At 51.0% G+C, this 26,128-nt stretch carries 37 protein-coding genes; 21 read left to right on the top strand and 16 right to left on the bottom strand.

The features are described from left to right. Positions 1-654 precede the first annotated feature (654 nt). From ACJJI8_RS10320 to ACJJI8_RS10290, 7 genes are all read right to left on the bottom strand, one after another. The gene (locus ACJJI8_RS10320) at positions 655-954 is read right to left on the bottom strand and encodes a head-tail joining protein (RefSeq protein WP_444934960.1); all 300 of its coding nucleotides are present in this window, start codon (positions 952-954) and stop codon (positions 655-657) included. 7 nt (positions 955-961) lie between these two features. Next, positions 962-1,333 carry a capsid cement protein gene (locus ACJJI8_RS10315; protein ID WP_444934959.1) on the bottom strand — a complete coding sequence of 124 codons (372 nt, stop codon included), beginning with the start codon at positions 1,331-1,333 and terminating at the stop codon, positions 962-964. A gap of 85 nt (positions 1,334-1,418) precedes the next feature. After that, the gene (locus tag ACJJI8_RS10310) at positions 1,419-3,470 is read right to left on the bottom strand and encodes a ClpP-like prohead protease/major capsid protein fusion protein (RefSeq protein ID WP_444934958.1); all 2,052 of its coding nucleotides are present in this window, start codon (positions 3,468-3,470) and stop codon (positions 1,419-1,421) included. Positions 3,471-3,479: 9 nt separating this feature from the next. Beyond that, entirely contained in the window at positions 3,480-4,961 is a 1,482-nt protein-coding gene (locus tag ACJJI8_RS10305) for a phage portal protein (protein WP_444934957.1), read from the bottom strand. Then, positions 4,961-5,176, bottom strand: a complete 216-nt coding sequence (locus tag ACJJI8_RS10300; protein ID WP_252472065.1) for a DUF6148 family protein — start codon at positions 5,174-5,176, stop codon at positions 4,961-4,963. Before ACJJI8_RS10300 ends, ACJJI8_RS10305 begins: the two co-directional genes overlap by 1 nt. Further along, positions 5,177-7,168, bottom strand: coding sequence for a terminase gpA endonuclease subunit (locus ACJJI8_RS10295; RefSeq protein ID WP_444934956.1), 1,992 nt, complete (start codon positions 7,166-7,168; stop codon positions 5,177-5,179). Beyond that, positions 7,140-7,349, bottom strand: a complete 210-nt coding sequence (locus ACJJI8_RS10290) for a hypothetical protein (RefSeq protein WP_444934955.1) — start codon at positions 7,347-7,349, stop codon at positions 7,140-7,142. The genes ACJJI8_RS10295 and ACJJI8_RS10290 overlap by 29 nt, the downstream gene beginning before the upstream one ends. Before the next feature lie 103 nt (positions 7,350-7,452). On the opposite strand from ACJJI8_RS10290, the gene ACJJI8_RS10285 reads away from it, so the two are divergent. Continuing rightward, positions 7,453-8,580: an ISAs1 family transposase gene (locus ACJJI8_RS10285; RefSeq protein ID WP_444932648.1), complete on the top strand. Its 1,128-nt coding sequence runs from the start codon at positions 7,453-7,455 to the stop codon at positions 8,578-8,580. Between the two features lie 176 nt (positions 8,581-8,756). After that, a complete protein-coding gene (locus ACJJI8_RS10280) occupies positions 8,757-8,939 on the top strand; it encodes a hypothetical protein (protein ID WP_444919093.1) in 183 nt (60 codons plus the stop codon). Positions 8,940-8,956: 17 nt separating this feature from the next. Here the strand turns inward: ACJJI8_RS10280 and ACJJI8_RS10275 are convergent, their stop codons facing one another. Then, positions 8,957-9,169, bottom strand: coding sequence for a hypothetical protein (locus tag ACJJI8_RS10275; RefSeq protein WP_444919092.1), 213 nt, complete (start codon positions 9,167-9,169; stop codon positions 8,957-8,959). 136 nt (positions 9,170-9,305) lie between these two features. Further along, complete coding sequence (locus ACJJI8_RS10270; RefSeq protein WP_444927161.1) at positions 9,306-9,575, bottom strand: transcriptional regulator; 270 nt, start codon at positions 9,573-9,575, stop codon at positions 9,306-9,308. Positions 9,576-9,671: 96 nt separating this feature from the next. Between ACJJI8_RS10270 and ACJJI8_RS10265 the strand changes: the two genes are divergently transcribed. From ACJJI8_RS10265 to ACJJI8_RS10190, 16 genes are all read left to right on the top strand, one after another. Then, complete coding sequence (locus ACJJI8_RS10265) at positions 9,672-10,346, top strand: LexA family protein (protein WP_444934954.1); 675 nt, start codon at positions 9,672-9,674, stop codon at positions 10,344-10,346. Between the two features lie 225 nt (positions 10,347-10,571). After that, positions 10,572-11,183, top strand: a complete 612-nt coding sequence (locus ACJJI8_RS10260) for a hypothetical protein (protein WP_444934953.1) — start codon at positions 10,572-10,574, stop codon at positions 11,181-11,183. Positions 11,184-11,390: 207 nt separating this feature from the next. After that, positions 11,391-11,732, top strand: coding sequence for a LuxR C-terminal-related transcriptional regulator (locus ACJJI8_RS10255; RefSeq protein ID WP_444934952.1), 342 nt, complete (start codon positions 11,391-11,393; stop codon positions 11,730-11,732). After that, positions 11,729-11,911: a hypothetical protein gene (locus ACJJI8_RS10250; protein WP_444914662.1), complete on the top strand. Its 183-nt coding sequence runs from the start codon at positions 11,729-11,731 to the stop codon at positions 11,909-11,911. The genes ACJJI8_RS10255 and ACJJI8_RS10250 overlap by 4 nt, the downstream gene beginning before the upstream one ends. Beyond that, positions 11,908-12,210: a DUF7673 family protein gene (locus ACJJI8_RS10245; protein WP_444934951.1), complete on the top strand. Its 303-nt coding sequence runs from the start codon at positions 11,908-11,910 to the stop codon at positions 12,208-12,210. The genes ACJJI8_RS10250 and ACJJI8_RS10245 overlap by 4 nt, the downstream gene beginning before the upstream one ends. After that, positions 12,207-12,515, top strand: coding sequence for a DUF6378 domain-containing protein (locus tag ACJJI8_RS10240; RefSeq protein ID WP_444934950.1), 309 nt, complete (start codon positions 12,207-12,209; stop codon positions 12,513-12,515). The genes ACJJI8_RS10245 and ACJJI8_RS10240 overlap by 4 nt, the downstream gene beginning before the upstream one ends. Next, a complete protein-coding gene (locus tag ACJJI8_RS10235) occupies positions 12,515-12,673 on the top strand; it encodes a hypothetical protein (RefSeq protein WP_444934949.1) in 159 nt (52 codons plus the stop codon). The genes ACJJI8_RS10240 and ACJJI8_RS10235 overlap by 1 nt, the downstream gene beginning before the upstream one ends. Then, positions 12,670-12,957, top strand: a complete 288-nt coding sequence (locus ACJJI8_RS10230; protein WP_444934948.1) for a phage antirepressor KilAC domain-containing protein — start codon at positions 12,670-12,672, stop codon at positions 12,955-12,957. The genes ACJJI8_RS10235 and ACJJI8_RS10230 overlap by 4 nt, the downstream gene beginning before the upstream one ends. 89 nt (positions 12,958-13,046) lie before the next feature. After that, positions 13,047-13,400 carry a YfdP family phage-associated protein gene (locus ACJJI8_RS10225; RefSeq protein WP_444934947.1) on the top strand — a complete coding sequence of 118 codons (354 nt, stop codon included), beginning with the start codon at positions 13,047-13,049 and terminating at the stop codon, positions 13,398-13,400. Positions 13,401-13,459: 59 nt separating this feature from the next. Continuing rightward, entirely contained in the window at positions 13,460-14,305 is an 846-nt protein-coding gene (locus ACJJI8_RS10220; protein WP_444934946.1) for a DUF2303 family protein, read from the top strand. A gap of 60 nt (positions 14,306-14,365) precedes the next feature. Then, positions 14,366-14,620 (top strand): hypothetical protein, encoded by a 255-nt coding sequence (locus ACJJI8_RS10215; protein WP_444934945.1) that lies wholly within the window; start codon positions 14,366-14,368, stop codon positions 14,618-14,620. Positions 14,621-14,701: 81 nt separating this feature from the next. Then, positions 14,702-15,037: a hypothetical protein gene (locus tag ACJJI8_RS10210; protein ID WP_444934944.1), complete on the top strand. Its 336-nt coding sequence runs from the start codon at positions 14,702-14,704 to the stop codon at positions 15,035-15,037. Beyond that, positions 15,024-15,470: a hypothetical protein gene (locus tag ACJJI8_RS10205; RefSeq protein WP_444934943.1), complete on the top strand. Its 447-nt coding sequence runs from the start codon at positions 15,024-15,026 to the stop codon at positions 15,468-15,470. Before ACJJI8_RS10210 ends, ACJJI8_RS10205 begins: the two co-directional genes overlap by 14 nt. Further along, positions 15,470-16,135, top strand: coding sequence for a hypothetical protein (locus ACJJI8_RS10200; RefSeq protein ID WP_444934942.1), 666 nt, complete (start codon positions 15,470-15,472; stop codon positions 16,133-16,135). The genes ACJJI8_RS10205 and ACJJI8_RS10200 overlap by 1 nt, the downstream gene beginning before the upstream one ends. Continuing rightward, a complete protein-coding gene (locus ACJJI8_RS10195; RefSeq protein WP_444934941.1) occupies positions 16,132-17,046 on the top strand; it encodes a hypothetical protein in 915 nt (304 codons plus the stop codon). The genes ACJJI8_RS10200 and ACJJI8_RS10195 overlap by 4 nt, the downstream gene beginning before the upstream one ends. A 17-nt stretch (positions 17,047-17,063) precedes the next feature. After that, a complete protein-coding gene (locus tag ACJJI8_RS10190; protein ID WP_444934940.1) occupies positions 17,064-17,318 on the top strand; it encodes a pyocin activator PrtN family protein in 255 nt (84 codons plus the stop codon). Here ACJJI8_RS10190 and ACJJI8_RS10185 read toward each other — a convergent pair. Further along, complete coding sequence (locus ACJJI8_RS10185; RefSeq protein ID WP_444934939.1) at positions 17,236-18,486, bottom strand: tyrosine-type recombinase/integrase; 1,251 nt, start codon at positions 18,484-18,486, stop codon at positions 17,236-17,238. The two genes, ACJJI8_RS10190 and ACJJI8_RS10185, sit on opposite strands and share 83 nt — an antisense overlap. A 42-nt stretch (positions 18,487-18,528) precedes the next feature. Between ACJJI8_RS10185 and dusA the strand changes: the two genes are divergently transcribed. From dusA to ACJJI8_RS10170, 3 genes are read left to right on the top strand one after another with little or no spacing between them, the layout of a single operon-like run. Further along, positions 18,529-19,506: a tRNA dihydrouridine(20/20a) synthase DusA gene (gene dusA / locus ACJJI8_RS10180; protein WP_444934938.1), complete on the top strand. Its 978-nt coding sequence runs from the start codon at positions 18,529-18,531 to the stop codon at positions 19,504-19,506. A gap of 44 nt (positions 19,507-19,550) precedes the next feature. Then, the gene (gene tal / locus ACJJI8_RS10175; protein WP_444912162.1) at positions 19,551-20,546 is read left to right on the top strand and encodes a transaldolase; all 996 of its coding nucleotides are present in this window, start codon (positions 19,551-19,553) and stop codon (positions 20,544-20,546) included. Further along, complete coding sequence (locus ACJJI8_RS10170) at positions 20,527-20,985, top strand: tellurite resistance TerB family protein (protein ID WP_282934160.1); 459 nt, start codon at positions 20,527-20,529, stop codon at positions 20,983-20,985. Before tal ends, ACJJI8_RS10170 begins: the two co-directional genes overlap by 20 nt. 43 nt (positions 20,986-21,028) lie before the next feature. On the opposite strand, the gene ACJJI8_RS10165 is transcribed toward ACJJI8_RS10170, so the two are convergent. The 6 genes from ACJJI8_RS10165 to ACJJI8_RS10140 all read right to left on the bottom strand — a co-directional run bounded on the left by ACJJI8_RS10165 (position 21,029) and on the right by ACJJI8_RS10140 (position 25,999). Further along, on the bottom strand, positions 21,029-21,547 hold the full coding sequence (locus tag ACJJI8_RS10165; RefSeq protein ID WP_282934161.1) for an STAS domain-containing protein: 519 nt from the start codon (positions 21,545-21,547) through the stop codon (positions 21,029-21,031). A gap of 220 nt (positions 21,548-21,767) precedes the next feature. Beyond that, positions 21,768-22,946, bottom strand: coding sequence for a PP2C family protein-serine/threonine phosphatase (locus ACJJI8_RS10160; RefSeq protein ID WP_413664484.1), 1,179 nt, complete (start codon positions 22,944-22,946; stop codon positions 21,768-21,770). 38 nt (positions 22,947-22,984) lie between these two features. Beyond that, complete coding sequence (locus tag ACJJI8_RS10155) at positions 22,985-23,887, bottom strand: MlaA family lipoprotein (RefSeq protein ID WP_444934937.1); 903 nt, start codon at positions 23,885-23,887, stop codon at positions 22,985-22,987. A gap of 127 nt (positions 23,888-24,014) precedes the next feature. Then, positions 24,015-24,785 (bottom strand): HvfC family RiPP maturation protein, encoded by a 771-nt coding sequence (locus tag ACJJI8_RS10150; RefSeq protein ID WP_444934936.1) that lies wholly within the window; start codon positions 24,783-24,785, stop codon positions 24,015-24,017. Continuing rightward, positions 24,766-25,611 (bottom strand): HvfB family MNIO-type RiPP peptide maturase, encoded by an 846-nt coding sequence (locus ACJJI8_RS10145; protein ID WP_444916226.1) that lies wholly within the window; start codon positions 25,609-25,611, stop codon positions 24,766-24,768. The genes ACJJI8_RS10150 and ACJJI8_RS10145 overlap by 20 nt, the downstream gene beginning before the upstream one ends. Positions 25,612-25,699: 88 nt before the next feature. After that, the gene (locus tag ACJJI8_RS10140) at positions 25,700-25,999 is read right to left on the bottom strand and encodes an HvfA family oxazolone/thioamide-modified RiPP metallophore (RefSeq protein ID WP_108731896.1); all 300 of its coding nucleotides are present in this window, start codon (positions 25,997-25,999) and stop codon (positions 25,700-25,702) included. Positions 26,000-26,128 lie beyond the last annotated feature (129 nt).

Here is a 26,128-nt window from a genome sequence, read left to right as displayed (position 1 = left end):
TATCATCGCCGTACCTCATGTGATTAAACACTGAATAAAAAGTGCCCACCACTTTACTTGTTAAATTAATTCTTAATCGACATGTTTGAGCTACAACGCCTTTAGGTTTTACGATTTCACAACAATACCAGTGACCAACGGGTACTCCTTACCGAACTCATCCGTAAAACAACCCTTTACATTTAAATCTATCTGTTTGTTTGCCATCATGGCCGCTAGCGCCATGCTAATGATTTTCTCATCACCACCTTCATCACCTTTAAGCAGTCTTTTGTGCTTTGTTCGCTCCGCCCCAGGACATTGAGTGGCATCGTCATCTTCAACGGTAATAAAACCGTAATCTGTATACCAGCGAACATCGACAATTTTAGTATTGTATATCCAATCGGCAGATGCCTGACCATGAAAAATTAGAAAGATAAAAGATAAAAAATAAAACGTATTTCATAACTCACACTCAAAAGAAAATAACGGAATACTCTCAGAAACCTCTTTACATATATCAATCTTATGTCTCGCCCCCTTAGATAAACTAAAAAAAACGGTCGATACTTTCTGATATACAGAAAGAATAATTAATATAAATCGATTTCAGTACAGCCCTTCCATTATCTCTGTTTCGCGTTTATTTATAAAGTCGCACCAAAACGTATCTTATAAATCAACTACCTGCACTCGCCAAACCACCCCATCATCCGCCAGCCGCTTACGCACTGTATAGGCGACACCACCCAACACAATCACCGCATCAGGGTTATAAGCCCCCACCTCACTCACCAGAAGGCTCAACTCAATACGCGCTACCCGCAGCCGCTCCTCCTCTGCGAACTCGTCGATCTCCTGCTCAAAGATCACCTTGCAATCAATAGGCTCAGCGCCGCTACCATCGGTATAGGTAGCGGCCTTGCCCCATTTGCGGAACGCGCGTTCTGCGGCTCTCTGGTCCAGGTCCATGAGTCACTTATGCCTTCACGGTGCCCGGTACGCCGGTAAACTTCACAGCAAAACTGGTAACGCCATTCCCGGCGGCCTCTGCGGCGAAGGCGGTGGAGCCGGTGATATCGCCAGTGGCTGCGGTGGCTGCATTACTATCGAATGAGCTGGAGGCGACCACCCAGGTGAGGGTTTCGCCCTGATTGATTTCTGCGGCGGATACCTTGGGCACGGTGAATACGCCATCAATACCAATCACGCCGGACTCACCTACCGCGATATCATCCATCGCCACACCCAGCACCGCGCCTACTACCACCACTTGACCAGAGGTAATCTTCGCACTGGAGTTATTGGTGTAATCCAACATGCGCCCATCTTGTACAAAATTAGTAGCCATTCTCTTTCCCTCAATTGGGTTTGTAACTGAAAGCAAAAAGGCCGCGCGATGCAGCCTTTTCAATGGATGTTGTTAGAACTAGCTGTTAGCTGGTTTTTGGGGTCTTCACCATGCCTTTGGGGTCCCAGGCTTTGGCTGCAGCATCCAGGCGCACTTTGAATTCCACCCCATCAATACTCCAACCATTTTGCTCTTCTAACACCGGGGCTTGCTGGCCATCCAGATAGAGCACTTCGATAGTGTCATGCGCTACTGGGTCGGCATTGAGGTACCACGCATTGTGGCCACTAAGGCGCGCATCAGAGAGCACTTCGGCAATGTTGCGTACGCTGTTCGGAGTGGTGTTGTTTTTGGTGGATGCGCCCACTTCGAATTCAGATTCCAGGGCAACCTTTGCGCTGCCTTCATCCGCAATATCACAAAGTAGGAACTTGGGCCGGATGTTGAGCACTGCTTCACCATCCTTCTGCTTGCCCATCAATACCCGCGCAATATCAATACTGCTGGTATTGATTCCCGCTGCGCTAGCGAGGTTGCCATGACTTGCGTCGAACAAGGGCTTATCGTCAGCCATATTGGGATTATTGAGCAGGATGCTAAATACCAGATCCCCCACGGTGCGCACGGCGGCAAGGCCCATCTTTTGTGGGATGCGGGTGAATGCGCCCAGGTCGTCATTAATAATGGCTTGGCGGTTAATAGAGAAGAGTTCCCCGTATGTCGCCAGTGCGGCGGTCTCGGCCCGTTCGCCGATACTCACATATTTAAATTCTGCCCCCGGTGCGACTTGGCGCAGTGAGGGGAAGCTGCCCAGGTCCGTGCGGGTTGTTAGTTTAAAGTCACTGAGGTTGCCGACACTGGTAAAGCGCGGGAAGATTTCCTGCGCTTCTTCATAGCCCTTCAGCATGGATTTATTGGCGATATTGCCGAGCACCGTTGCGAAGTCACCCGAGCTATGGGTAAAGGCTGCAGCGACCACACCCATTCTGTCGAGTCCGGACAAGCTTTGGCCGTGGGCCTGCATGAGGATGCGGGCAATCTCCATCATGGTGTAGCCACTGAGTTCATTGCCCTCTGTGCGCTTTTCACCGAGGGCACGTACAGCAATCGCATTCTCGGCATCGGCTTTCATGCGCTTGATGCCTTCACCTTCCTGCACTACCACACTGTAGCTTTGCACGGGGGTTGGGGTTTGGCTGCCGAGGGCTGTGAGCAGTTTGTCTTTGGCTTTTTCGGCGCTGCAGTCCATATCATTGAGACATTCCTGCATCACAACACTGTGCGCTTCGAAGCCTTTAAATACGGCCGTGATATCGTCTTTGCGCTTTTTCTCATCGGCGGCAAATTGTGCTTTGGCATCGGCTTCAATTTGCGCTTTCATTTCTGGAGTAACCTCGGGCGCAGCGGTTGCAGCTGGCGTGGTGGAGGTGGTTTTAGGCATGGCTTGCGCTTCCTTGGTTTGGGTTTGGGTTGGATTGCCTGCAACCGCAGACGGAAATCTAAATTCAGCGGGCCCCTGCATGACCAATGCGTTAATGGCTTGAGGGGTGTTTTTAAATTGATTTAAGTGATCAGCACTCAAGCTGGCTGCCATCTCGATGGCTGCGGTGGTATCGGTGGCGAAGCCGGCCTCTACCGCTTCGGTGCCGGTATACCAAGTCTCGTCATCCATCACTTGGCTGATTTCCTCATCCGACATTCCGGAACGGGAGGAATACAGGCTTTTCATGGTGGCTTTGACTTTGGCCAGCAGGCTCTTGGTTTTTTCCAGAGCGCGCTCATCACCGCGAACACCAGCACTGGGGTTGTGCACCATGTAATAGGCGTTCTCGGCAATATGGACCGTATCCCCGGCGAGGGCGATCACGCTGCCCATACTGGCTGCGATGCCTTCAATCCAGGTTTCCACTTCGGCTTTATGGTCTTTAAGCAGGTTATAAATAGCCGTGCCGTCGAACACATCCCCGCCGGGGCAGTTGATGTGTAGATTGATCTTGCTGACATCGCCGAGCGCTTTCAGGTCTCGGGCAAAATCTTTTGCGGTCATGCCCCAGCCGCCGATAGAGTCATACAGATAGATATCAGCTTCACTGGTATTGGCGGCAGCGGTCATGCTGTACCAGGATTTATTCGGCATAGCTGCCTCCTATTCAGATTCAGTTTCTTGCGCGGGTACGGCTTCGCGTTTGGTTGGGGTGGTAATGTCGTTTTGTTTGAGCTTTCGCTGCCAGGCAGCGGTTTGCTTTATCACATCGTCCGGCTTTTTGCCTCGGCGGCGGATGGTCTGCTGTGGGCTGGCCAGTACATTTTCCAGCAGGGTTTCATCGGCGCTGGCTTCATGGACCGGATTAATCCAGGGCATCACCGGGGTAATAAAATCGACATGCATTAATGTGGATGGATCGACATCACTCGGCACTTTGAAGGCATCCGCCAGTAAACCCATCTGCACCCAGCGACGGGTGGCCGGCTCTACAATTTCCTCGCAGAATTCCAGGCTGAGGGTTTCGTAGTTTCCCCACTGCTCCACCAGCTCCTGGCGTTGCGCGCTATAAGTACCGTTGTAGTTTTTGCTGATGCTGCTAAAGCTGGCCATGGTGCCGGCGGCAGTCATGCGCTGCATGGTTTCTAAAAATGGCGTTAGTAGACCGCTGGGGCGATTGCTTTGAATGGTGCCGACAGATTCCCCAGGGCGTAAATCGTCGTAGATAGCACCAGCGCGAATATCCAGGGTGCGATTTCCTTCATCATCAACGTCGTTCTGCGAGTAATCATCTGGACTACCCTTTTGGATAAAGCCCACCATGGCTGAGGCAATCTTGGCGGCAACGCGCTCGTTTTCTTCATAGTCTTTAATATCGGTAAGGCGATTCATCACCGCTGCAAAAATGGATACCCCACGGGTTTGGTGCAGCCTGCGTACAAATTTGAGGTGCTCGATATTGTCGGCGCTGTGAAGCCTGCGCTTCATACGCCAGTTAAATGAGGCCCCTGGGTGTTCGTCATACAGCCAAAACCCTGATGGCTCGCCCCAGGCAGATTTTTGAATGCCTTGCACAATACGCTTGCTGGGGTCGTTGTAATCCACCGGCAGGAAATCCGGCTCCAGGCATTCGATGGTGTAAGGCACCGGGGTGCGGTGCTTTAATCCAGGCACTGTGCCCTGCAAGTGCCGCATTAAAGTTTCACCGTCGCGCAGCCAGGTATTGCACAAAAGCCGCTGGGCTTTGCCCCAGCTAAATTGCCGGGTACATTCCGGGCGCCGCGCCCATTCCTTGTGGGCATCATTCATTTGGCTGGCAAAACCATCGTGGATATCGCCATCCCAGGTTTTGGGTTGGAACTCCACATCGATTCCGCGCGGGCCAACAATGTTGTTCACCAGGGTAGTGAGAATGCCAAAGGCAAAATCGTGGTTTTGCTCCAGGTGCCTGGCTTGGCCGCGCAGGGTTTCCACACTGCCTTCCAGCACCAGATCACCGCTGCGGTTATCACCGGGGTTTTTGCGCAGGCGACTGGGGCGCGCGGCTTCATAGGCGGCGGCGATCTCCAGGGCACGCCGGGCTTGTACACGGCGCAAGGCAGCCTCGGGTGCAAAAAACCCGATGACAGAATCTAATTTATTCATTAATTAAAATTCGCGTAGGCGGGCCCAGGGCGTTTGCCGGCGGCCTTTAAGGTTTCAGCCGTTGCGCGGCGCTCCCACTCCTGACGGCCCGCGCGGATTTCCTGCAGGTTCTCGGCGGTAAATTGGCGGCCGTTAATGACCGTGGTTTTTCCGGCGAGCACGTCTATCTCGGCCTCGATATAGAGGTCGACCATCTCTTGTGCGGTTTTAGACATTTAACTATCCAGTAGAGAGCCGGCTGGCTGCGCGGGCTGCCTTGGTTTTTTAACGATGGGCTGTTCTGTAGTTTGTTGAGGTTCGCTAAATAGCGTGCGCTGGCCCAGGCGCGATTCGATGGTGGACCATTTTTTCTCGTTGTATTTGTGCATGCCCATGGCGTGGGCGGCGTGCAGGGCGTAGACCTCGGTATCCGTGCCTTCATTGGGTCGGCCTGGGCGTGGCTGCCAGGTTTCCCGGCCTTTATTTTTCTTGCTGGGGGCTTTGACTTCAGCGGTGACCTGCTCCCAGTAATCCTGCCGCACATGCTTGCAGCTGTGCATATAAGCACTGGTGCCGAGAAGCCGCTTGGCCATCAGGTCTTTGGCTTTGTGGGTGCCAACCATATATACCTTTACCCCAAAGCGGTCTGCCTTGGTGCGGCGCTTGGGGTTGTTAAAATCCACCTGCCGGGGCTGGTTGAAGATTTCCTTGGTGCCGAAGTCGTTGCTGTCACCTTTAATCGCCATCACCAGCACGCCGCGATATTTTTTATCGCGGGTTCGTACCCAGTGATACACCGCGTTACTGGTGCCACCATCGGAGGAGTCGATACTTACCGCCGCTGCGCGAATTTCGCCGAAGCGCTCATGCTCAAAACTTTGGAACACCAGCTTATCCAGAGCTGACCAGCAATCATCTTTTTTATCGGCGGTATCGCCATCGATCTCGCCCCAGTACATCTGCCAGGATTCTTCATTGCGACCAAAGGCGCGAATGGTGATTGCGAGTCGGTCGTGCTGAACGTCGATGCCAACCGTTACCAGCAGGCCGCCGGCTGGGCACACTAATTCCGGGTAATCCTCGGCGGCCTCTTGCAGCTTTTCATGGTCCAGCAAACGACTGGCGGCGTACTGGTAGGGCCGGCCCAGTTTGTTGTTCTGAAAAACAATGCGGGCGGATTCATCGCCGCTTTTCGCTTCGTGTTCGGCTTCAAGAAAATCCCGCACTACATCGGCAAGGCCGGTGCCGGGGATACACACATAAAGCTCCGATAGCTCCATAAAGGTTTCTATCGGTTCGATTTCATCCTCAGAATAATCCTCGCCGCATTGAGTTTTTACCCAACCGGCAAAGTCATCGCCATTTTCCTGCGCGGTTTTGCAGGTCTGCAAAATATTAGCCTGGCGGCGGTAGTCATCCCATTCACTGCCACAGTGCGGGCAGCCATACACCGCGCTTTCTGGTTGGTGCAGGCCGAATACCGGGTGCGGTGTGCCGCCCTCTTTCTCTAACCAACTGACGTTTTCCCAGTCCAGTACATGGGACTCACCGCAGTCGTGACAGGTAATCGGCAGCACGCGCATGGTGCCGAGCTTGGTGTAGTGCTCCACCTGGGAGAGATCGGCAACCGCTGGGGTGCCGCCGATAATTAACTTTTTATTGCGCATACGCTTGAGGCGTTCGCGCAGGTGGCGAATGGAGTCGCCCTGATCACCGACATCTTTGTTGGTATCGTCAGGCTCTTCTACATAGCCCCGACGGGCTGATGTAGATTTCACATTGGAAATGGAGTTGGAACCAATGGTGCGCACCTCACCACCGGGAAATTTTTTCCGTGTTGAACGGCTGCCGCCTTTGCGGCTGGTGGTGACATCGATCACCCGATTCACTGCTGGTGAGCCTTCGATAATCGGCACCAGCTTTTCATCCATAAACAGCCGGCCCTTTTCATCCTTGGGAAACAGCATCAGGATGCGGGCGGGCTCAGTAGCGGCAACCTTGCAGATATCGGTAGCCAGCAGAACCGTCCAGCCGATCTGCGCGGCCTTTTGCATCACCACCATCCACGACACAGGATTATCCAGCGCGTGCATCACACCCCAGAAATAAGGCACATAATCGTTGCGGTAATAGCCCGCGTTATCGCTATCCTCAGACGGCAGTTTGATATTTTCCGGCAACCACTCAATCAGCGGGACTTTAGGCTGCGGTATCCAGGTTTCCCGCACCTCCTTCACCAGGCGCGAGAGATTCGATCTCGTAACTACCAATAGCTCTGAGGGCAGCGTCAATACTAGGCTGTAAGGGTTCTCGATCGACGGTAATGGCATGCTGACTTTCGATAGCAATAAGGATGCTTTCTACCGCTCCTAAAAATTCATTCTTACCAATGGTGGACCACTCCACCATCACCTTACGTACCAGGGCTGTCCCATATAAATCGGTGTAAAAACGAACAAAATAGACCTAGAATAGCTATCTTTTTTGATAAATAGAGTGTTTTTCAGACAAAATGGATAGCGTAAGCCTTTTACATCACTTTGACGACATGGAAGATCCTCGAGTTGATCGGCACAAGCTGCACGCCCTGCCCGATATTTTACTTATCATGTTTTGCGGTGTTATTTGTGGTGCTGAAAGCTGTAGAGATTTTGTCGATTTCGCAGAATCTAAAATAGATTACCTAAAACGATTCACCCCGCTAAATAGCGGAATACCCTCAAAAAACACTTTTAGCCGTGTTATTTCAAGCTTAGACCCCGAACAATTTAAGCGCTGCTTTCTGCAGTGGGTCCAAGGTATTCAGCAAGAACTCGGTAACGTAATTGCGATCGATGGCAAGGCGCTAAGGCGCAGCTTCGATCAGGCCAGCAAGCGATCTCCTATACATATGGTGAGTGCTTTTGCGTCCGAGGCGCGACTTGTCCTTGCTCAGCAAAAAGTAGAAGAAAAGTCGAATGAGATTACGGCCATACCGAAGTTACTGGAGGTTCTTGATCTTAATGGTGCGATTATTACGCTTGACGCCATGGGCTGCCAGAAAACGATCACCCAGAAAATTATCGAACGAGGCGGCGATTATGTGATTGCTGTGAAGGGCAATCAGGACAAACTGCACCAGCAAATTACCACGCATTTTAATAATTTGTTCGATATGCAGTACCACAAGGATGTCGATACTGATTGTGTGGAAGAGGTGAGCCGAGGCCGAATAGAATCCAGAAAATGTCTCTCTACTAACAGTATTGATTGGCTCGGAGGTAAAGAGCAATGGCACGGTCTAAGAAGTGTTATCGCAGTCCAGGCGAAGCGAACTGTAGATGGGCGAACTAGTTGCGAAACGCGCTACTATATCAGTAGTTTAGAGCCGTGCTCAGCAGAACTTAATCATATTATTCGCTCTCACTGGGGTGTTGAAAACTCGTTACACTGGATTTTAGATGTGGTTTTTCGTGAGGATGATAGTCGCTTCAGATCAGGAAATGCACCAGAAAACATGGCGATCTTGAGGCATTCGGCACTCAATCAGTTGCAAGCGGCAAAGCCCAGCTTTAAAAAAGACATGAGCATTAAAAGGCTTCGGAAAAAGGCTGGCTGGGATAATGAAACCTTGGACAAGATAATTACAGCCACCATTTAGACTGATTTATATGGGACAGCCCTGCCCTATACCCCTTATAAAACAATAAGTTGCTCATATTCTTATACCTATCCTTGAGAAAAACACCGGACAGCCCCGGCCGCCTCACCACTACCCAGGTGACGGGTTTCTCGGTATGCTGAAAGCTCCTACACCAACAGCAACGGAGATTTGCTATGAGCGATTCAGATGAGCGCATTGCCGCAGACATACTTATCGCCATGATTGGCACAAATACAGAAAGCACTAACAAATTGGAGAAGCTTGCAGGCGATAAACTTGACCGAGCCACACAAAATGTTACAGCTGCCTACCAAACGATTTTTGATGCAGTACACAACGCACGTAAACAGAAGTAATCCGGCTATTGGCCCAGTTAAAGCTGGGCCCCATTTACTGCCTGAATTGCTCCCTGGATCGAACTAACCCAAAATTCCACATCCTCACCATGCGTCTCTGTGAGACACATTGCCCGCTCGAATATCTGCTCACGTGTCAGAATTACTTTTGGACCAAGCCCTGCTGAGTTACCAGTCTCCTGCGCTTCCCCCTGCTCTGAAATTAAGGACTTCTCTACCTCCTTAGCCATTTACACTCTCCTGTATAAATCCCCATATACGGCAATGAATTAATCCCGATCATCAAAAACCGCAGAATGGCAGGACAATAAAATGGGAAATTGAAAATGATCGTTATTCTGGTTTCTGAAACGAACCCGCACGGCCTTAACTTGCCTGCCGAACTTCTGGCATGGCTTGTCCACCAATCTGATCATCCAACGGCCCAAAAACATCAGGGCGAAGACAGGCCCGAGAAACCCTCCTCTGAGTAGCCAGCTCTATCTTTGAGCAAAGCTTTGGCGGTATCGCCTTTAATCCATTACGCATCTGGGAGACAAAGACCGGGGTTACCCCTATGGCCCTTGCAAGATTGGCCTGTGATCCGACCAGCTTGATCGCGATATCTAGGGCAGAATCTGTCGTTTCCTGCATCATTGCGGCTGCTCCTTGTCATCAGAAGCCAGAGTATTAACTTTCAGCTACTGAAAATCAATAGCCGATAATTAATTAACTTATAGCTAACATGTCGCTATGAAACATCCTGACTTTGCAAAGCGGTTTAAACGGGCAGTTACTCATGCCGGCGTAGAAGACACGCAGGAGGCATTAGCTCGCCTGTTTCAGGTGAGCACCGTAACAATATGGAGCTATCGCAACGGCGAAAAACTGCCTCGTATGAGCACCGCAACACGAATTGCAGAAACTCTTGGAGTTTCTGTTGATTGGTTACTCACTGGCACAGGTAAAGATCCAGGTGAAGGGAATACTGAGGAGGGAAGCAATGTTACTCAGGGACCTCGGATTCAAGGGAGAATCCCCCTGATAAGCTGGGTACAGGCAGGAGCTTTTTGTGAGGCTTTAGACTTACTTGAGCCTGGTGAAGCCGAAGCTTGGCTTCCCTGCCCCGCAACACATTCAGACCGTGCCTATGCGTTAAGGGTTTATGGAGATAGCATGACCAGCCCCTACCCTGGCCAGCGATCTTACCCTGAGGGAACCATTATTTTTGTCGACCCCGACAAACCTCTTACTAACGGCTGCCGGGTAATTGCCAAACTTAATGATGAGGTGACTTTCAAAACTTATGCAGAGGATATGGGGCGCACTTTCCTACGCCCAATCAATCCTAGTTACCCATCAATGGATATTACTGGCATGGATGTTAGCTTCTGCGGAGTTATACTGGGCTCATATACTCCTGATTAAAAAATTATTGCTAATTTTATTCCACTAAAAACTCAAAAAGGCTAGCAAGTTTTAACTTAGCCACCTTAAAACCGCTATTTTCATCATCAACCACGCACTTCTTCTGCTATTTCATAACTTTCGTAATTGACTGTAATTAACCACCCGGTCATTGCAGCTATCTTTTTCTTATACAAAAAATAAATAACCAAAAAGATAAGATTAATCCAAAAAAGGATCAGATCTATGACTACCTACTTAATATATCCATTCAACGATGGACACGGGCAAGCTGTTTTAGATCCCCTGATTCCAGCAATAATTGGGCAACCTGGGGCGGCTCCACAACCTCAACCAGGACATGCAGTTCTAAAAAATATAGGTCTCATTTTCGCTTTTGATGGCGCTCGTTCAACTTACCCTTCTAATCTTAGTGCCGTCCAGGCCGGCGATAGAATTTACATAATCGGCCATACATTCACTGGAATGAAAATCCTTGGCAGCAACTCACATCCATCTGAACATATTAATCAAACAAAAATTGCTGATCGATTAATTGGGCTTCTGTTACCCAATCTGCAATGTGAAATAGTGCTATGGGCTTGCTTTGCCGGAAAAGGAGACAACGATAGCCCAGGCTTAGCAACACTGGTAGCTGGCGCACTAAAAGTAAAAGGCCACAATATTTGCTGCCAGCATGTTTATGGATTTACAAAAAAAGTCGGTACCACCGCGAAGCCTGACTGGGCAGGAAATCCCTGCCTGACCATTGACGCTAATAATGACGGTAACTGGTCGCCACTTTCATACTACGAAGATAACCCCAGTATCTTTGTAAATACTCAACCTCAACATTGATGATTTGAAGATTAGGGCTCACAACCAAGCGAGCCCTTTACTATACAAGCCGGCATAACTTCTCCAGCTATCATTCGGCCCCCCCACACTCTCAGCCTTTCAAATCTCCCTCAGTGACCATCAAACTAAATATTAACTTTTGGCTATTGACTATATTATTAACTTTCAGCTACTGTTTGTATACCAACCACGGACAGGGCACCCAACATGGACACCGCCACAAGCCACCTAAGACCCCTGGCACCACGCCAGGCCGAAGCGCTCACACATCGCGCCCGAGGGCTCTCAAACCGGGAAACCGCCCAGGCGATGCGGTGCTCAGTGACGAACGTCAGCAACCTGCTCGCAGAGTGTTTTTACAAACTGCACGCCCGCAACAGCACCGACGCCGTGGCCAAGGCGATCAAATACGGATTAATCCAAATCGCCCTGATCGCAACGATTGTTAGCGGAATTGGTGCAGACCAAGAACAACTGCGCACCCGATTCCAACGCCGCCTTACTTCACAAACCATTCGCATCCGCAACAACCTGGAGGGACTCGCATGACCGCCACCGTGTTTGTACACCCAACGGCCATGAGCAAAAACAATATCGACCGCCTCAAGCGCCGCATCGATATTGCCAACGCCGTCCACAAAATTGGCACCCGCCTAGTGCAGCCAAAACCCACCACCGCAAAGCCAGTAAATAACAACTGGCCACCGTTTGGAGGTGATGCCGCATGAACCAGAACAACCCAGCCCACAGCGTGGAAACCCTGCTCACCGTCGCTAATGGAAATTCTGGAGCCAGCAAAGTTGCCGCATTGGTTTTGCTTTCCGCCTGGAATAGCTACGACTTTTCAGTCCCCGTAGCAGACCTTGCGTTACTGGATGGCGACAACTTCCAACACGCAATCAACGTGATGAATCTGCGCTACCACGGCAGATCACCTGAAAACGTCATTGCGGATGGTGAGAAAAAATTCCACGCCCTCTACCGCGACTGGAATCACTTGGAAATTCAGAGGAAAGAAGCCGCATGAGCACAAATGAATTTACCCCACCGGATTACAGCGCCCCCGCCTTTCTGGAAAAAGGCGCCCAACACATGCGCGACCGTGCAGAGCAGCGCGATAGCGAAGGCGGCGAACGCTCCATGACCAAAACCGTATCAGCATTTAATGTCCTATACGGAACCGCCCTCACCGAAGAACAAGGCTGGATGTTTATGGTCCTGCTCAAACAGTCCCGCGCAAGCAGTGGTGTATTTGTAGCGGACGATTACGAAGACGGCGCCGCCTATTTCGGCCTAGCCGGCGAAGCCGCCGCAAAGGTCAGAGCAGCCTGATGAACGAGTTCAGCCGAATCTTAGAGCTGTACGAAGAACTGCTGGCCAAGGTGAAGCTGCAAGAAGTTGAAATTGTGAGAATGCACAAACAAATCGCGACACTCACCAAAGCCATCCAAGGCCAAGCCCCACAACAAGAAAATCAGGAGGCAGCGTGAACAGAGAAAAACTTTTCACCATCACCCAAGCCGCCCGCCTGTTGGGAATGGGTAGAAATAAATTAATGGAACTCATGCGGAATAACGGCCTGTTGCACAGCCATGAACCCATGCGTAATTCACCCACCAAGTTCGCCACAACACAGGGCCTGCTCGTTGCGCAAAACGCCCAATACAAACGCGGACCAGTGGCAGTGCCCTACATCAATACCAAAGTTACATCTAACGGCATGGTTTGGATGCGCGACCTTATCGAAAAACAAACCGTACCCGAAGCTAGTTAAAAATTTACCCGCGCCCCAGGCGCATCAGTCAGCTGTAACCGTTAGGGCTGCCGGTACGGAGCCCAATTTTAAAAAACTTGGAGCATCCCATGAGCACAAACGTAACCCAGGTATTTGCCGATTTGGACGGCGGAGTATTTATAGAAAAACTAGCCCACATCCTCAGCGATGTTGCCGGCGCAGTTACCGATCACGAGAAAAAGGGTGAGGTCAGTATCAATCTGAAATTATCCAAAATCCAAAACAGTGATCAGGTTCAGATTGAGCACACCTTGAAATTCAAAAAGCCGACCATGCGCGGCTCTATCATCCAAGATGATGCCACATCTACTCCGATGTACGTCGGCACCAAAGGCGCTCTGAGCTTCCACCCACAGAAGCAACCACCGCTATTTGATCAAGACAGTAGCGGCAAAGTGGCCTCCCTCAAAAGCAACGGCTAACAGAAACCATCAACCTCTAACCCACCCACAAAACTCAAAAAGAAAATAAGGATTTATCTATGACCATGGACCAAAGTGCAGTAAAGGAAATTCAGAAGTCTCAAGCGATAGCAGCGATTGATGCTGCCATCCATGGCAAGCAGCTTGAAAAACCTGTTTTGGCCACGCCCACTGATTTCAAACTGCTCGACCTCGAAGACTATCTGCCAGGGAGAACCCGGTTTCGGGGAGCAATGCGAACAATTGTTTTGCTCGACTTCATTTCCTACTCCCTGCATCACCGCAAAGATAATGATTCTGCGTGTTTTGTCGATCCTGCAAGCATGTCTGCTGAAACTATTTTCAATCTCGGCACCGATGCCAAGCCAGGGCACGCTGACTTCTCCGCTAGAGTAACCCTGGTTCAAACTGCAGAGTTCAAAGCGCTCCTGGATATCAACGGCCAAAAGCTTAGCCAAAAGCAATTGGCGGAGTTCCTGGAGGACTACGCCGAAAATATTGTTTGTTACTCCCCTGCTGGCGAAGTAATACCCATCACTGAAGCTGTCGCAGCAGTACGTCACCTAACTATTGAGTCCTCCCGTAAAGAGGATTACGAAGTCCAAGAATTTAAATCCAGCCGCAGTGACCTAGAGAATATCGAGGCCCGCAGCGAGAAAGTTTTACCTGCCGGCTTTAAATTTGAATGCACCCCTTACAACGACCTTAGTCTCCGCACCTTTGACTTGCGCCTTTCAGTGATTACTGGGCGCGAAGCCCCTGCGCTCAGTGTTCGGATTAAGCGCCTTGAAACAATTCAGGAAGATATGGGCAGAGAGCTTGAAACCAAACTCTCTGATGCGTTCTCGGCAGAAGATACTAGCGAACAAAAAATAGAAACCTATATAGGTTCCTTCTCCCCCTAACAACAAACCATAAATTTCGGGGCCGCAGGTACTGGGCCCAAATACAGGACCAATATCCCCATGAAAAGATTCGCATTATTTACCGGCGCTTATAACTTAATAATGGGAGGCATCAAAGATTTCAAACGCTCCTACGCCACTAAAGAAGAAGCCTACCAAGAGGTAGAGCGCATTGCCCAAACAGACCCATTCACACACTGGGCCCAGATCTTCGATAAGAAAACCGACACCGCAAAAATTTATCGTATCGACGATAAAAAAATCACCGAGGACAAACCCCAAGACTGCCCTCACCCAGAACCAAACGCCGCCTGACCCACAGCCAATAACTTTCTAAGCCCGCCCAGTGCGGGCCAAGTGGGTAGAAGAACATCAATGGAATGGGGGAGTGACGTGATGACACCAGCACAAAAGGCAAAGCTTAAAAAAATTAAATATTACGGACTTCTTGCTCCGCAACTTGGCAGTGAGCAGCTGGGACTATGTATTCAAGCAGTCGAGGCAGTTTCAATAGAAATCCATTTTAAGGGCTGTGAATCCGAGGCACAGAAAGTTAAAGCCGAGGCGCTGGAACTTCTGCGTGAAGGGTTGGAGTTACGTGAAATCTATGAGGAGCATCAAGAGGGTATAGACAGGGAAATCTACCCGCATCGCTTCACAACGCAAAACATGGACTCTACTGGACGCTGCGCAGGACACCCACCAAAGGAAGAAAGCAGTGCCCAAACGTAAACCCCGCAAGCCCATGAGCCAACGCGCCCTGCACGCCCGTCGGGTAAACCGCTGGCTACCCGGTTTGCTCCTCACTGCGCGCAGCAGTACCGGCCTGGATACCGATGGCGATCCTATTTTAAAGATCACCCACCGCCGCCAACGCGGCGCCGTGGGCGATATCGCCCGTGCTGATTACCAGCATGAAATATTGAACTGGCAACACCACTGGATGGTAACGGTATTTGTGGAGTGCAAAACCCCTGAAGGCGATTTCTATAAAGACTCGACCGAGTTCGAAGCCTACGGCGTCCGCCTTAATGACCTAGCCGAATTAGTACGCCCGGAATTAGACACCATTAAAAACAAAGCCAACCCCAACCACTACAAAGACCACGGCTGGCAAGCAGAGATTCTTCCGAATCGGAAACAGGAAAAAGGGAGAGCAGCGTAGTGAAAGAGAAACCAATCTTATTTAATGCGGAAATGGTGCGTGCAATTCTGGATGGCCGTAAAACCCAGACGCGCAGGCTGATAAAGCCGCAGCCATTTAATGGCGCAAGCGATGAAGAGGCCATCAAACAAATTGGTGGTTTGCCCCCTAGACTCTCCTTGCATCAGGTAATTAACCAAGCTTGGCGAAGTGGGTATGCGGATATCCCTTGCCCCCTTGGAAAACCTAGTGACCGCTTATGGGTGCGTGAAACACATCACCTTAGCCACCAAAACAAAGTCACCTATAGAGCCGATTACCCCTTCAATCCTTTCAATGAGGACGAATGTGGGGAAGACTGCTCAATGGTTGGGGAGAAGTGGCGCCCCTCAATCTACATGCCCCGCTGGGCCAGCCGTATCTGCTTAGAAATAACCAACGTTCGCATCGAGCGCATTCAGGATATAAACGGCGATGATGCCAATGCTGAAGGGATTCAATCTTGGATAGACAGCTTTAAAGCGCGGCCAACGTATCACCAGAATAGCAATTTAGGTGGCTATCCAGTTACCGCATTTAGCCGGATGTGGAAATCCATTTACGGCGACCACAGCTGGGACCAAAACCCCTGGGTATGGGTTATTGAGTTTCGTCGAGTAGAACAGCAGGCGGAGGCCGCCGCGTGAAACTCTGGCAATCCCTCACCGGTATCGCCGCCCTAATTTTCTGCGGCACCAGCCTCGTGTTTACTGTGCAGCTGTGGGTATCCATGCCCGCAGTTCTCGCCGGACAGGTGGTGGCCGGGGCCACGGCGGTGGCGCTGGAGCTGTGCAAGTTCAGCTTCGCCCCTCTGGGCCTATGGTTGCGCAGCCAAGGGCAAAAGAGCGGTTATGCCCTGCTCGCCCTGTGGCCCCTGCTCGTAGTGATAAGCATTGTCGCAACCGTTGGGTTCCTCGCCACCCACAGCGAGGAACAGCAACAGCGCAGCACCCGCAACAGCCAGGAATACCAAGCGTTGCAACAGCAGTTAAACAGTTTGCAACAGCAGATCAACACCCTAAACGGCCTGATCAACACCGACGCCAACAACGGCTACCGCCAGCGCGCCATTAATACCGCCGCACAGTTAACCACACTGGAAACTGAGCGCACGCAGCTGATAGAAAAGCTATCCACAATCGAACAGACACCCAGCACGCACAGCGCTTTCAGCAGCTTGGCGAGCACCCTCAACGCAGACCCGGCAAAGGTTCAGCATATCGGCTTCCTTGCCCTAGCGATCATCACAGACATCGTGGGATTGGTTGCGTTACTAGCGTTTAACGCAGCTGCAACGGTTGGTAAACGGTCTGCAACGCTGTTGCAACAGCATGAAACAGTAGAACAACAGCCAGCCTACACCGCACACCTCAGCGAGAAGCAACAGGAACTCGCCCAACGTATCCGCGCCGGTGAATTCGGTAATGAGCCAGTGTTGCGCAACATCAGCAACGGCATCACCGGCGGATATAGAACCGTTAAACCCGTTTTCGACGCCCTGCAACAGGCGGGCACACTCAAACGCAATGGCCAGGGGTTTGCCCTGGTGCAGAGATAAAAGGAAAGGAGCCCACAGTGAATACGGTATTTTTATTAATGGCGGAATTCGGCAGTGTGGATATCCCGCTCAAGGATTGCTGCCAGAAGTATTTCGGTATGTTGCCCAAGAAGGCAATGGAGCGCGCACGCTTGCATCAGCTGCCTGTGCCCGCCTATCGCGGCGGGTCACAGAAGTCAGAATGGTTAATCAATGCGAATGATCTGGCTGAGCACATTGATCAATGTCGCAAGGAGGCGATGAATGACTGGCGGCGCCTGAACAGCGCTTGAGTACAGGACGATATTTCCAGCCCGCGTATTTATCCACCTCTCCAAAGTCATACAAATGGGTATAGCGTTGCAGTGTTGACCAAGTGCGGTGGCCGGTAATCTGGGCCACCCGCTGGATTGCCAAGCCGCGCTCAAACCAATAACTGGCAGCTTCATGGCGCAAGTCATGGAAATGCAAATCGGCAATTCCCAGCACTTTATTAATCACACCAAAGCGCCCGCCCACCGACTTTGTTAGGTACGGGAATATACGCTCATCTTTGCGCGGCTGGCGCAGAATAACTGCTAGCGCTTCATCCGGTAAATGCGCCCAGAAAGAAACAGGCCGCACCGGATCTTTAGCATCACGCACCAGAATTTGTTGGCGCTCCTCATCTAAATCGTCCCAACGCAGCTCAGTAATTTCTTCCATTCGGCGCGCAGAAAAAATAGCGAATAGCACTAGTTCATCCATAGGCATTTTTAGCTTTCTACTCGCCCGACAGTATTCGATAAAAGTATCCAGCTCTTTTAACTCCGGTCGCCGATCTCGCTTTTCAGCTCTGGCAACCATGCGCGTCTGTACAGCCAGATCAAATGCAGTGCTGACTTCACCCACTGCAACAGGCCACTCACGACTAGCGGCAACGGCTCTGAATGCAACAGACAGCCACATGATGTCATTTTTAACGGTTTGCGGTTTGGCCTCTTTTAATCGCCTGCGAAGATAATTCAGTATTTCAGATCGGCGCAGATTAACGGCATCAAGGTCTGCAATATCCGGCCGCTTAATCAGCATTTTAATAGTGGAGAGTTTTGAGCGCCCGAAGTTTCCGACGTCAATAAAGTCATCAAGATAGGTCTGTAAAACCTGGCCGACAGTGATGCCACGGTGTTGGCTTTTATGCCATTCAGCAGGGTCGCGCAGCTCGGATTCGCGCTTATCCGCCCACGCCTTAGCCAGGGCCTTTTTGCCGAACGTCTCGGCCTCGGTATACACTACCTTTGAATCCCTGAATATTCGGATCTGCGCCGTATAGCGCACCTCCCCCTTGGCATTCTTCCGTGCCCTGATCGTGGCCATCATTCCCTCACTGGTACAAGCATTTTCCTGTACCAGTAATGTACCACACAGATCAGAAAAACAGGGTAAAACAGGGTTTTTAGGCGCCTTTGAAGACTTGCGCACAAGCGCCTACAATTCCGTTTAATGCAGTAAAATCAAGAAGTTATGCCAGATTTTAGTTCCCACCGCTTTTGTACCGCACCACTGCTTGATTGGAGCGACCGCCATTGCCGCTATATGTGGCGCCTACTGAGCAAGCATGCACGCCTGTATTCGGAAATGGTGACCACCGGGGCAATACTGCATGGTGACCAACAGCGACATTTGCAATTTGATGCAGCTGAACAACCTGTCGCCCTGCAGTTGGGGGGCAGTGACCCTCAAGAACTGGCTGAATGCGCCCGTATCGCCGAGGAGTGGGGCTATAGCGAAATCAACCTTAACTGTGGTTGCCCCAGTGACCGAGTCCAGTCCGGGCGTTTTGGTGCCTGCCTTATGGCGGAACCGGATGTGGTAGCCGCAGGACTCACTGCCATGCGGGAAGCGGTATCTATTCCGGTTACCGTCAAGCACCGTATCGGCATCGACGATATGGAAGACTACCCAGGCCTGACCCGCTTCGTGGAGGCCCAGGCCAATGCCGGTGTGGATACCTTTATCGTCCATGCGCGCAAAGCGTGGCTAAAAGGGCTAAGCCCCAAGGAAAACCGCGAAATTCCTCCGCTCAATTACGACATGGTTTACCAGTTGAAGAAAGATTACCCCCAACTGCAAATTGTTATTAACGGGGGGATCAATTCAATTGAGGAATGCCAGCAACATTTAAGCCACGTGGATGGTGTTATGCTGGGGCGCGCGGCTTACCAAACCCCGACAATCCTGGCCCAGGTGGACAGCCAATTATTTGGCGGTGAGACCGGCCCGGATGCCATCCAGGTGGTAGAGCAGATGCTGCCCTATATCGAGCAGGAAATGCAGCGCGGACAGCGCTTGAATCATATCACCCGGCATATGCTCGGGTTATTCCAAGGGCTTCCTGGTGCTCGGCGCTTCCGCCGCCATTTGAGCGAAAATGCCCACAAGCCGGGGGCGGGTCCCGAGGTGCTTGAACAGGCACTGGCCCAGGTCACCCAAGCCGCTTAGACCGCTTTCAATATGTAGACCAGTAAATAATTAAGGGAGGAACCATGAACAAGTTGGAGCAACTCAAACAGCGCAGCCAGGTTGTAGCAGATACGGGAGACATTGAAGCGATTCGCCGATATTGTCCTCAAGATGCAACAACCAATCCCTCCCTACTGTTTAAGGCCGCCCAGCTACCTCAGTACGACAACCATATCGCCGAGGCACTTCAGTGGGCCGAAAGCCACCAGGGTGGCTCGAACGCGGAAAATATTGCACGCCTGGCCGCCATCAAACTGGCTGTCAGCATCGGCACGGAAATCTTGCAGTTGGTGCCCGGGGTGGTATCCACCGAGGTCGATGCTCGCCTCTCCTTTGATACCCGCGCTACTATTGATTACGCACGCCACCTGATCGCCCTCTATGAACGCGCAGGTATTGCCAAAGAGCGGGTATTGATCAAGATCGCGTCGACCTGGGAAGGCATTGCTGCCGCATCAGTACTGGAGCGCGAGGGAATCCACTGCAACCTGACCTTGTTGTTCAGTCAATCCCAGGCGATTGCCTGTGCCGAAGCCGGGGTAACTCTGATCTCCCCCTTCGTCGGTCGAATCCTCGATTGGCATATCGCCAACAGCGGCCGCGAGTCATTCCCTGCGGAAGAGGACCCGGGCGTAATCTCGGTGCGCAATATCTATGAGTACTACAAGTCCCGAGACTACAAAACCATTGTGATGGGCGCCAGCTTCCGCAATACCGGGGAGATCGAGGCCCTGGCTGGTTGCGATCGACTGACAATCAGCCCTCAGCTACTACAGGCCCTGGAGGACAGTGAGGCACCTCTCGCTGCTGGCCTGCCACCGGTATCCGCAACCAAATCCCGGCCGACACAGGATCTGGCTGAAGCCGAATTCCGCTTTCAATTGAATAGCGATGCCATGGCCACTGAAAAGCTTGCCGATGGCATCCGGAACTTCGTGAAGGATCAGGAGCGTTTAGAGCTATTGTTACAGAACCGAGTAAAGGGACAGCAGGAAATTCATGCTGCAACAAATCCGTAAACTGTTTGAGCAGATAGGAAATAGCGTTGATGTTGAAGCACGTGACGAAAAAGACGTGCGGATGATCAGCGCTGCGCTGTTAGTCGAGGTCGCCACTGTCGATCAAAAGCTCGATGAGTGTGAGCGTGAAACGCTCACACAGCTCCTGTGCCAGCACTACTCTCTCGACCAGACTAGTGCCACAGAAATAGTCAGTGAAGCTATTGGCCAACGGGACAGAGCCACATCCCTGTTCGAGTTCACCCAGGCGGTGAATGAACAGTTCAGCGAGAGAGATAAATACCTGCTGATTTTACAGATGTGGCAGGTAGCTTTTTCAGATGATGTTATCGAGGCTTTCGAGGAGCACCTGATTCGCAGGGTGGCAGAGCTAATTTATCTGCCACACGGACTCTTCACCAAGGCACGCGCCGAAGCGAGGGATATGAAGCGTTGCTAAGAAAGGGAGATTTCCAGGACTGGTGATTAGGAGAGAATAAGCGCTAGTGATAATGCGCCGAAGATTTGGCAACCGGGGAGCATTCTCGCTCGAGGGTATGCACCAAGTCGCGAAAAGTCTCGGCGTTTTGCTCGTTCATGCTCATCAATACCCGGTGAGCTTCCAGCACCTTTTCCCGCGCAGCACACTCGTCGGGGCTATTACATACCAAAGGCGTGGTGGGTACGCTCATATCGTGGACCGTATCGCTGATTTCAACCAACGAATCAAAGCCCATAGCGTCCAATAGATGGCGGATACCTTTACCCGCAGAGAATACCAGCGGCTTATCACAGCCCCGCTCCAAAGCGCGAATAGCAATCTTCGCCATCAGGCCGAGGGTCGTACTATCGACACCTTCTGCACCACCGAGATCAAATGCCACTCCGGCAAAGTCACCCCGTGCAAACATGTTGTCGATAAAGCTATCAAATGAGGTACAAAGGTTGAGACGAACATCACCTACTAACTTGATGACGTAGATGCCCTGGTGGGCCCCAACCATAATTTGCCCGGACTGCATAACAACCCCTGGCTCACCCGAATACACCTTTTGATAGAAGTGCAGGCGGATGGCAAAAGTTCACTGGTAGAGAACACAATAGCATTTGACGTTTTTGGCGCCTAGTGCAATTTTGTGCATAAAGTGGGCGGAGCTTACTCCTGACTATGCAGACTGACAAGTGCGATAAAGCACAAAATTCGACTTCATAGTCGAAGACTATCGATAGAAGTTTTAGGCATTACTGACGGCCTAAAGTGAGAATCGTAATATCGTCCGGAAGGGCACCAAAAGTATCCATTTTTAGAGACTGACAGAGCCTGTCGAGTTCTCCCCCACTCTCTGAAATAGCCTGCAAAAGCTGGGCCTCTTTATCGAGCAGATCGCCCTGTAATAATTCAAGTACACCGTCGGAACAAGCGACCAGGCGCCAAGCGGGCGGCAGCTCAGCACGCATCACTTGCCAATCACCCCGTTCAAATATACCCAGGGGGCGCCCTTTTCCCGGCAACCAGTCTGCACCTGCCTCACTTACCAGGGCCGGCATAGGTATTTGCCCGGCGACGGCATAGTGCAACTGCCGGGCACTACTATCCACAACCCCGACAAACATACTGGCGTGCTTACCCAATTTTGTGGATAACAACTCGCCATTGACCAGATTAAGGACATCCAACAAGTCATCACTGAGGGAGTCCAGCTGGGCAAATAAGGGGCGCTCCCGCAAGCGATGCATAATACTGTGCTTAATCAGGGCAGTAACCAGCGCAGAAGAGACACCATGGCCCGACACATCGACCAGGTAAAAGGCTACAAAGCGCTCACCGAACAAGCCGTAATCAACAAAATCACCACTCAGGTACAGGGAGGGAACCAGCCGGTAGGATGCTTCCACACCGCTGGGGTAGTGATAGGGGGTACGGGGAAGTAAATGCTGTTGCAGTAAACGGCCAGCTTCCTGGTCTCTGCGCAGCAGCTCGACATGATCCCGCAGTTCACTGTTGCGACGCTCCAAGGTCACTTTATATTCGCGATTCTGCTTCGCCAGGTTTTCTTCACCGCTGATACGGCAGATCATACGATCAATAGCCGCTGCTTCTTCCAGGGGTTTAACCAAGTAGTCTTTGGCTCCAAGGCGCATCGCTTGGAGTACATCATCGGCAGCACTGTCTGAGGCAATAATTACTGCAGCCACTTCTGGGGCTATGCGCTTTATCCGCCGCAACACTTCCAGCCCACTCATATCCGGCAAATAGCGATCAATCAATACGATATGGAAAGCACCGGGGCTGAACTGGCCGATGCCATCTTCCCCGTTGTTGGCAACACTTACCTGGAAGCCAAAACGCGAAAGCGCCCCTCGCAAAAAATTGCGGGAGCGCTCATCGTCGGTAAGCACCAGGCTACTGGGGCCGGCCATATAAAGGCTCTAAAAAGTTATCTGCCCTAGGTGACAAATCAGTAGTCGGAAGCCTCTTCCACTTCACCCTGATCAATTGCCTCTGCGGCCTCTTCTTCGGTTTGAACATCCATTTCACCATCGACAATCAAATAGTCGCGGCGCTGCAGGTAAGCATCCCGCAAGAGTACATAGCGATCACCATGTAACAGGGACTCCGCTTGCAGCAGGCTGGCACGGCTCTGAATGATATCTGTACCCTTCAATGCATATTTGGTCGCGTCGTCATTTACATAGGTCAAGGGGTTGGTGTAGTAATCCACGACCCTGGCAGGGGTATCCCGTACAGTGGACGGACCCAGTAGCGGTAAAACCAGGTAGGGGCCAGAAGGGACTCCCCAAACAGCCAAGGTCTGGCCAAAGTCCTCGCCATCACCCTGCTCGAGACCCATATGCTGGGCAACATCCAGAATACCGGCAATACCCACCGTAGAATTCACCAGGAAACGACCGGCGTCATTGCCCGCTTGGCCCCATTTACCCTGCAGAACATCATTAAAGGTATTGGTAACTTCGCGCAGGTTGTCGAAAAAGTTGCTGACACCGTGCTGCACGAAAATCGGAGTAATTTGGCGATAGCTGACAGCGGCGGGCTTCAACACATAGCGATCTGCGCCATCGTTGAAGGAGAATATGGCCCGATTAAAACCTTCCCAGGGGTCGCGAAGTGATAAATCTTCGCCCTCGGCACCACCAAATTCATCGGCAGGATCAAAGCCGTACTCATCCTCGAGAGACAGGCCCCCGTCATCGGCACTGGCATCCTCTGCTCCACTGGTATCTACCGCAGCCGGGTTTTGAGCTACACCACCAAACGGATCTTGTTGCGCTAGCGCCCCTACTGGAGTAACAGCTATCAGAGTTGCCATTAACCAGGGCGATAAAGTTTTGCTTCCAAGCACAACCCTGCTCCTCTTATATCAAACTAATGAGACCAAGGATTCTAACGCCCTAGTAATTCGTAAGCTACCCTCGGCAGCATAGCAGCTGGGATTTGCCAAAGATAAAGGAGTTTCAGGCAATCACAGGCTAAGCCTTTAAACCGGCAATAACCCCTTTATTCAGTAGTTTTTCTAATAAATCGGCACCAAAATCAAATAAGGAGTCACGACTAATATTGGGTAATTCCTGAGCCATCTGTTCCAATATTTGTAAGCCGGTGTAATCGCCCGCAGAGACCAACTGCAACAATCTGGCGGTGACGGCATTGATCTCCATAAAATTCACTTTGTCGGAATGATCCCGGTAAACGAAAAGGAACGTCGGTACCTCCGGCGGCTCTTGGGGCTGAAAATCCGGCCCCAGGCGATGCACTGGGTAGCGGTAGCTGAGGCTCCAGACAAGAGGGGAAACTACAGGAACTTGCTGTAAAACATCCCCCTCTATCGCCAGCCCTTCCGGTAATTCCACATCACTGACATCTAAAGCCAACTCTACCCACTCGTAGTGGGCAAGTTCCAACAAAAAGGGAGGATCTTGTGGTTGTTCTCCCCGTTCGTTCTGTAAATATGAGAGAAACTCTTCACTGATCTGCAAAAAATACGGGCTAACGGATGTGTGTTTGTGGACAAAATCACGCACCATTTGATGCCAGTCTTCGTCGCTATAAAGACTGCGCAATACCGGGAATCCACTGGCAACAAAGGACTCAATATTGTTGTAAATCAAATCTCGATAAATAGCGACACGCCGGTCCTCAATTTCTGCCGGCGGCGCAACTTGATCCGGTGCGCGCAAATGGGCAGCAAAGTCCCGCTGCACACTTTTGAATGTCTCGGGCTTATCGACGACTGAGGACATAATTCTCTTCCACCTGGTGACTGGCCTGAATGGTTTTAATATGTCCTACTTCTTCGAGTAATTTGGGAATCGGCGGAATATTAAAATCCCGCTCAAGTAGCGTCGGCATCACACCGTGAATATCGTAGGCGCGATCCAGAAGTTCCCACACAGGATCAATAACCGGTGCACCATGGGTGTCCACCTTTAAATCCTCTGCCTCATCATAGTGCCCGGCAATATGTACGTAGCGAATTCTTTCAGTAGGTAGTGCAGATAGAAAGTCCAGCGCATCGTAGCGATGGTTAATCGAGTTTACATAAATATTGTTCACGTCCAGAAGCAAATCACAATCGGCCTCTTCCAGCACCGCATTTAAAAAAGCCAGTTCAGTCATCTCCTGGCCCGGCGCCGCATAGTAGGAGACATTCTCCATTGCAATCCGTTCTTCCAGTGCGTCCTGGACCATACGGATTCGCTCGGCAACATACATCACCGCTTCTTGCGTAAAGGGAATGGGCAATAAATCGTACAGATGGCCGTGATCTGAGCAATAACTCAAGTGCTCACTGTAACCGCGAATATTGTGTTGCTTGATAAATTTTTTAATGGCTGCAACCAATTCCATATCCAATGGTTCTGGTGCACCAATCGAGAGAGATAAACCGTGAAGTAAAAAAGGAAAACGCTCTGTATATTCCTTAAACCAGCGCCCATAGCGACCGCCAACACCAATCCAGTTCTCAGGTGCTACCTCCAGAAAATCTACGGCATCTGTATCAAGGTTTTCACCCATCATTGAGCGGCGCAATCCAAACCCAGCGCCTTCTACGGAAAACTCGCGCAACACTTTCAGGTCTCACTATTTTCAGCGATCAATAAAAAACAGGGTGGATCGCTAAAGCGTATCCACCCTCTTTAAGTACAGCGAAAAATTACCCGCCACACTTACCTTCGCCGCACTTACCTTCTTTTTTCTTGCCTTCGCCGCACTTACCTTCGCCGCACTTGCCTTCTTTTTTCTTACCTTCGCCGCACTTGCCTTCGCCGCACTTACCCTCTTTCTTTTTATCATCACCATCGTGATCAGCCAGCGCCACGTTGTAGCCTGAGCTCAGGTCTGCTGCGGCAAAGGGGTTAGCATTGCTGTTGGCAGCAGATACATTCATAGCGGCAGTGGCGATAAACGCTGCGCCAACTGCGGCGGCTACAGGGGAAAGGTGCTTCTTGTTCATAGTGAATCTCCTAACTAGGTGTCCTTAGCAATAAAAAGTACAAGAGACTTTTTTCCACTCCGCAGAAGTATAATGCTGCGAAACAAAAATCAGTCATTGAATAGAACCCGCCACAAAATAACCGGTATC

The sequence above is a fragment of the Microbulbifer maximicatervae (SeqCode) genome (assembly GCF_052467695.1).
Note: the sequence above shows the minus strand (reverse complement) of the source record. Positions and strands in the feature narration are given on the sequence as shown.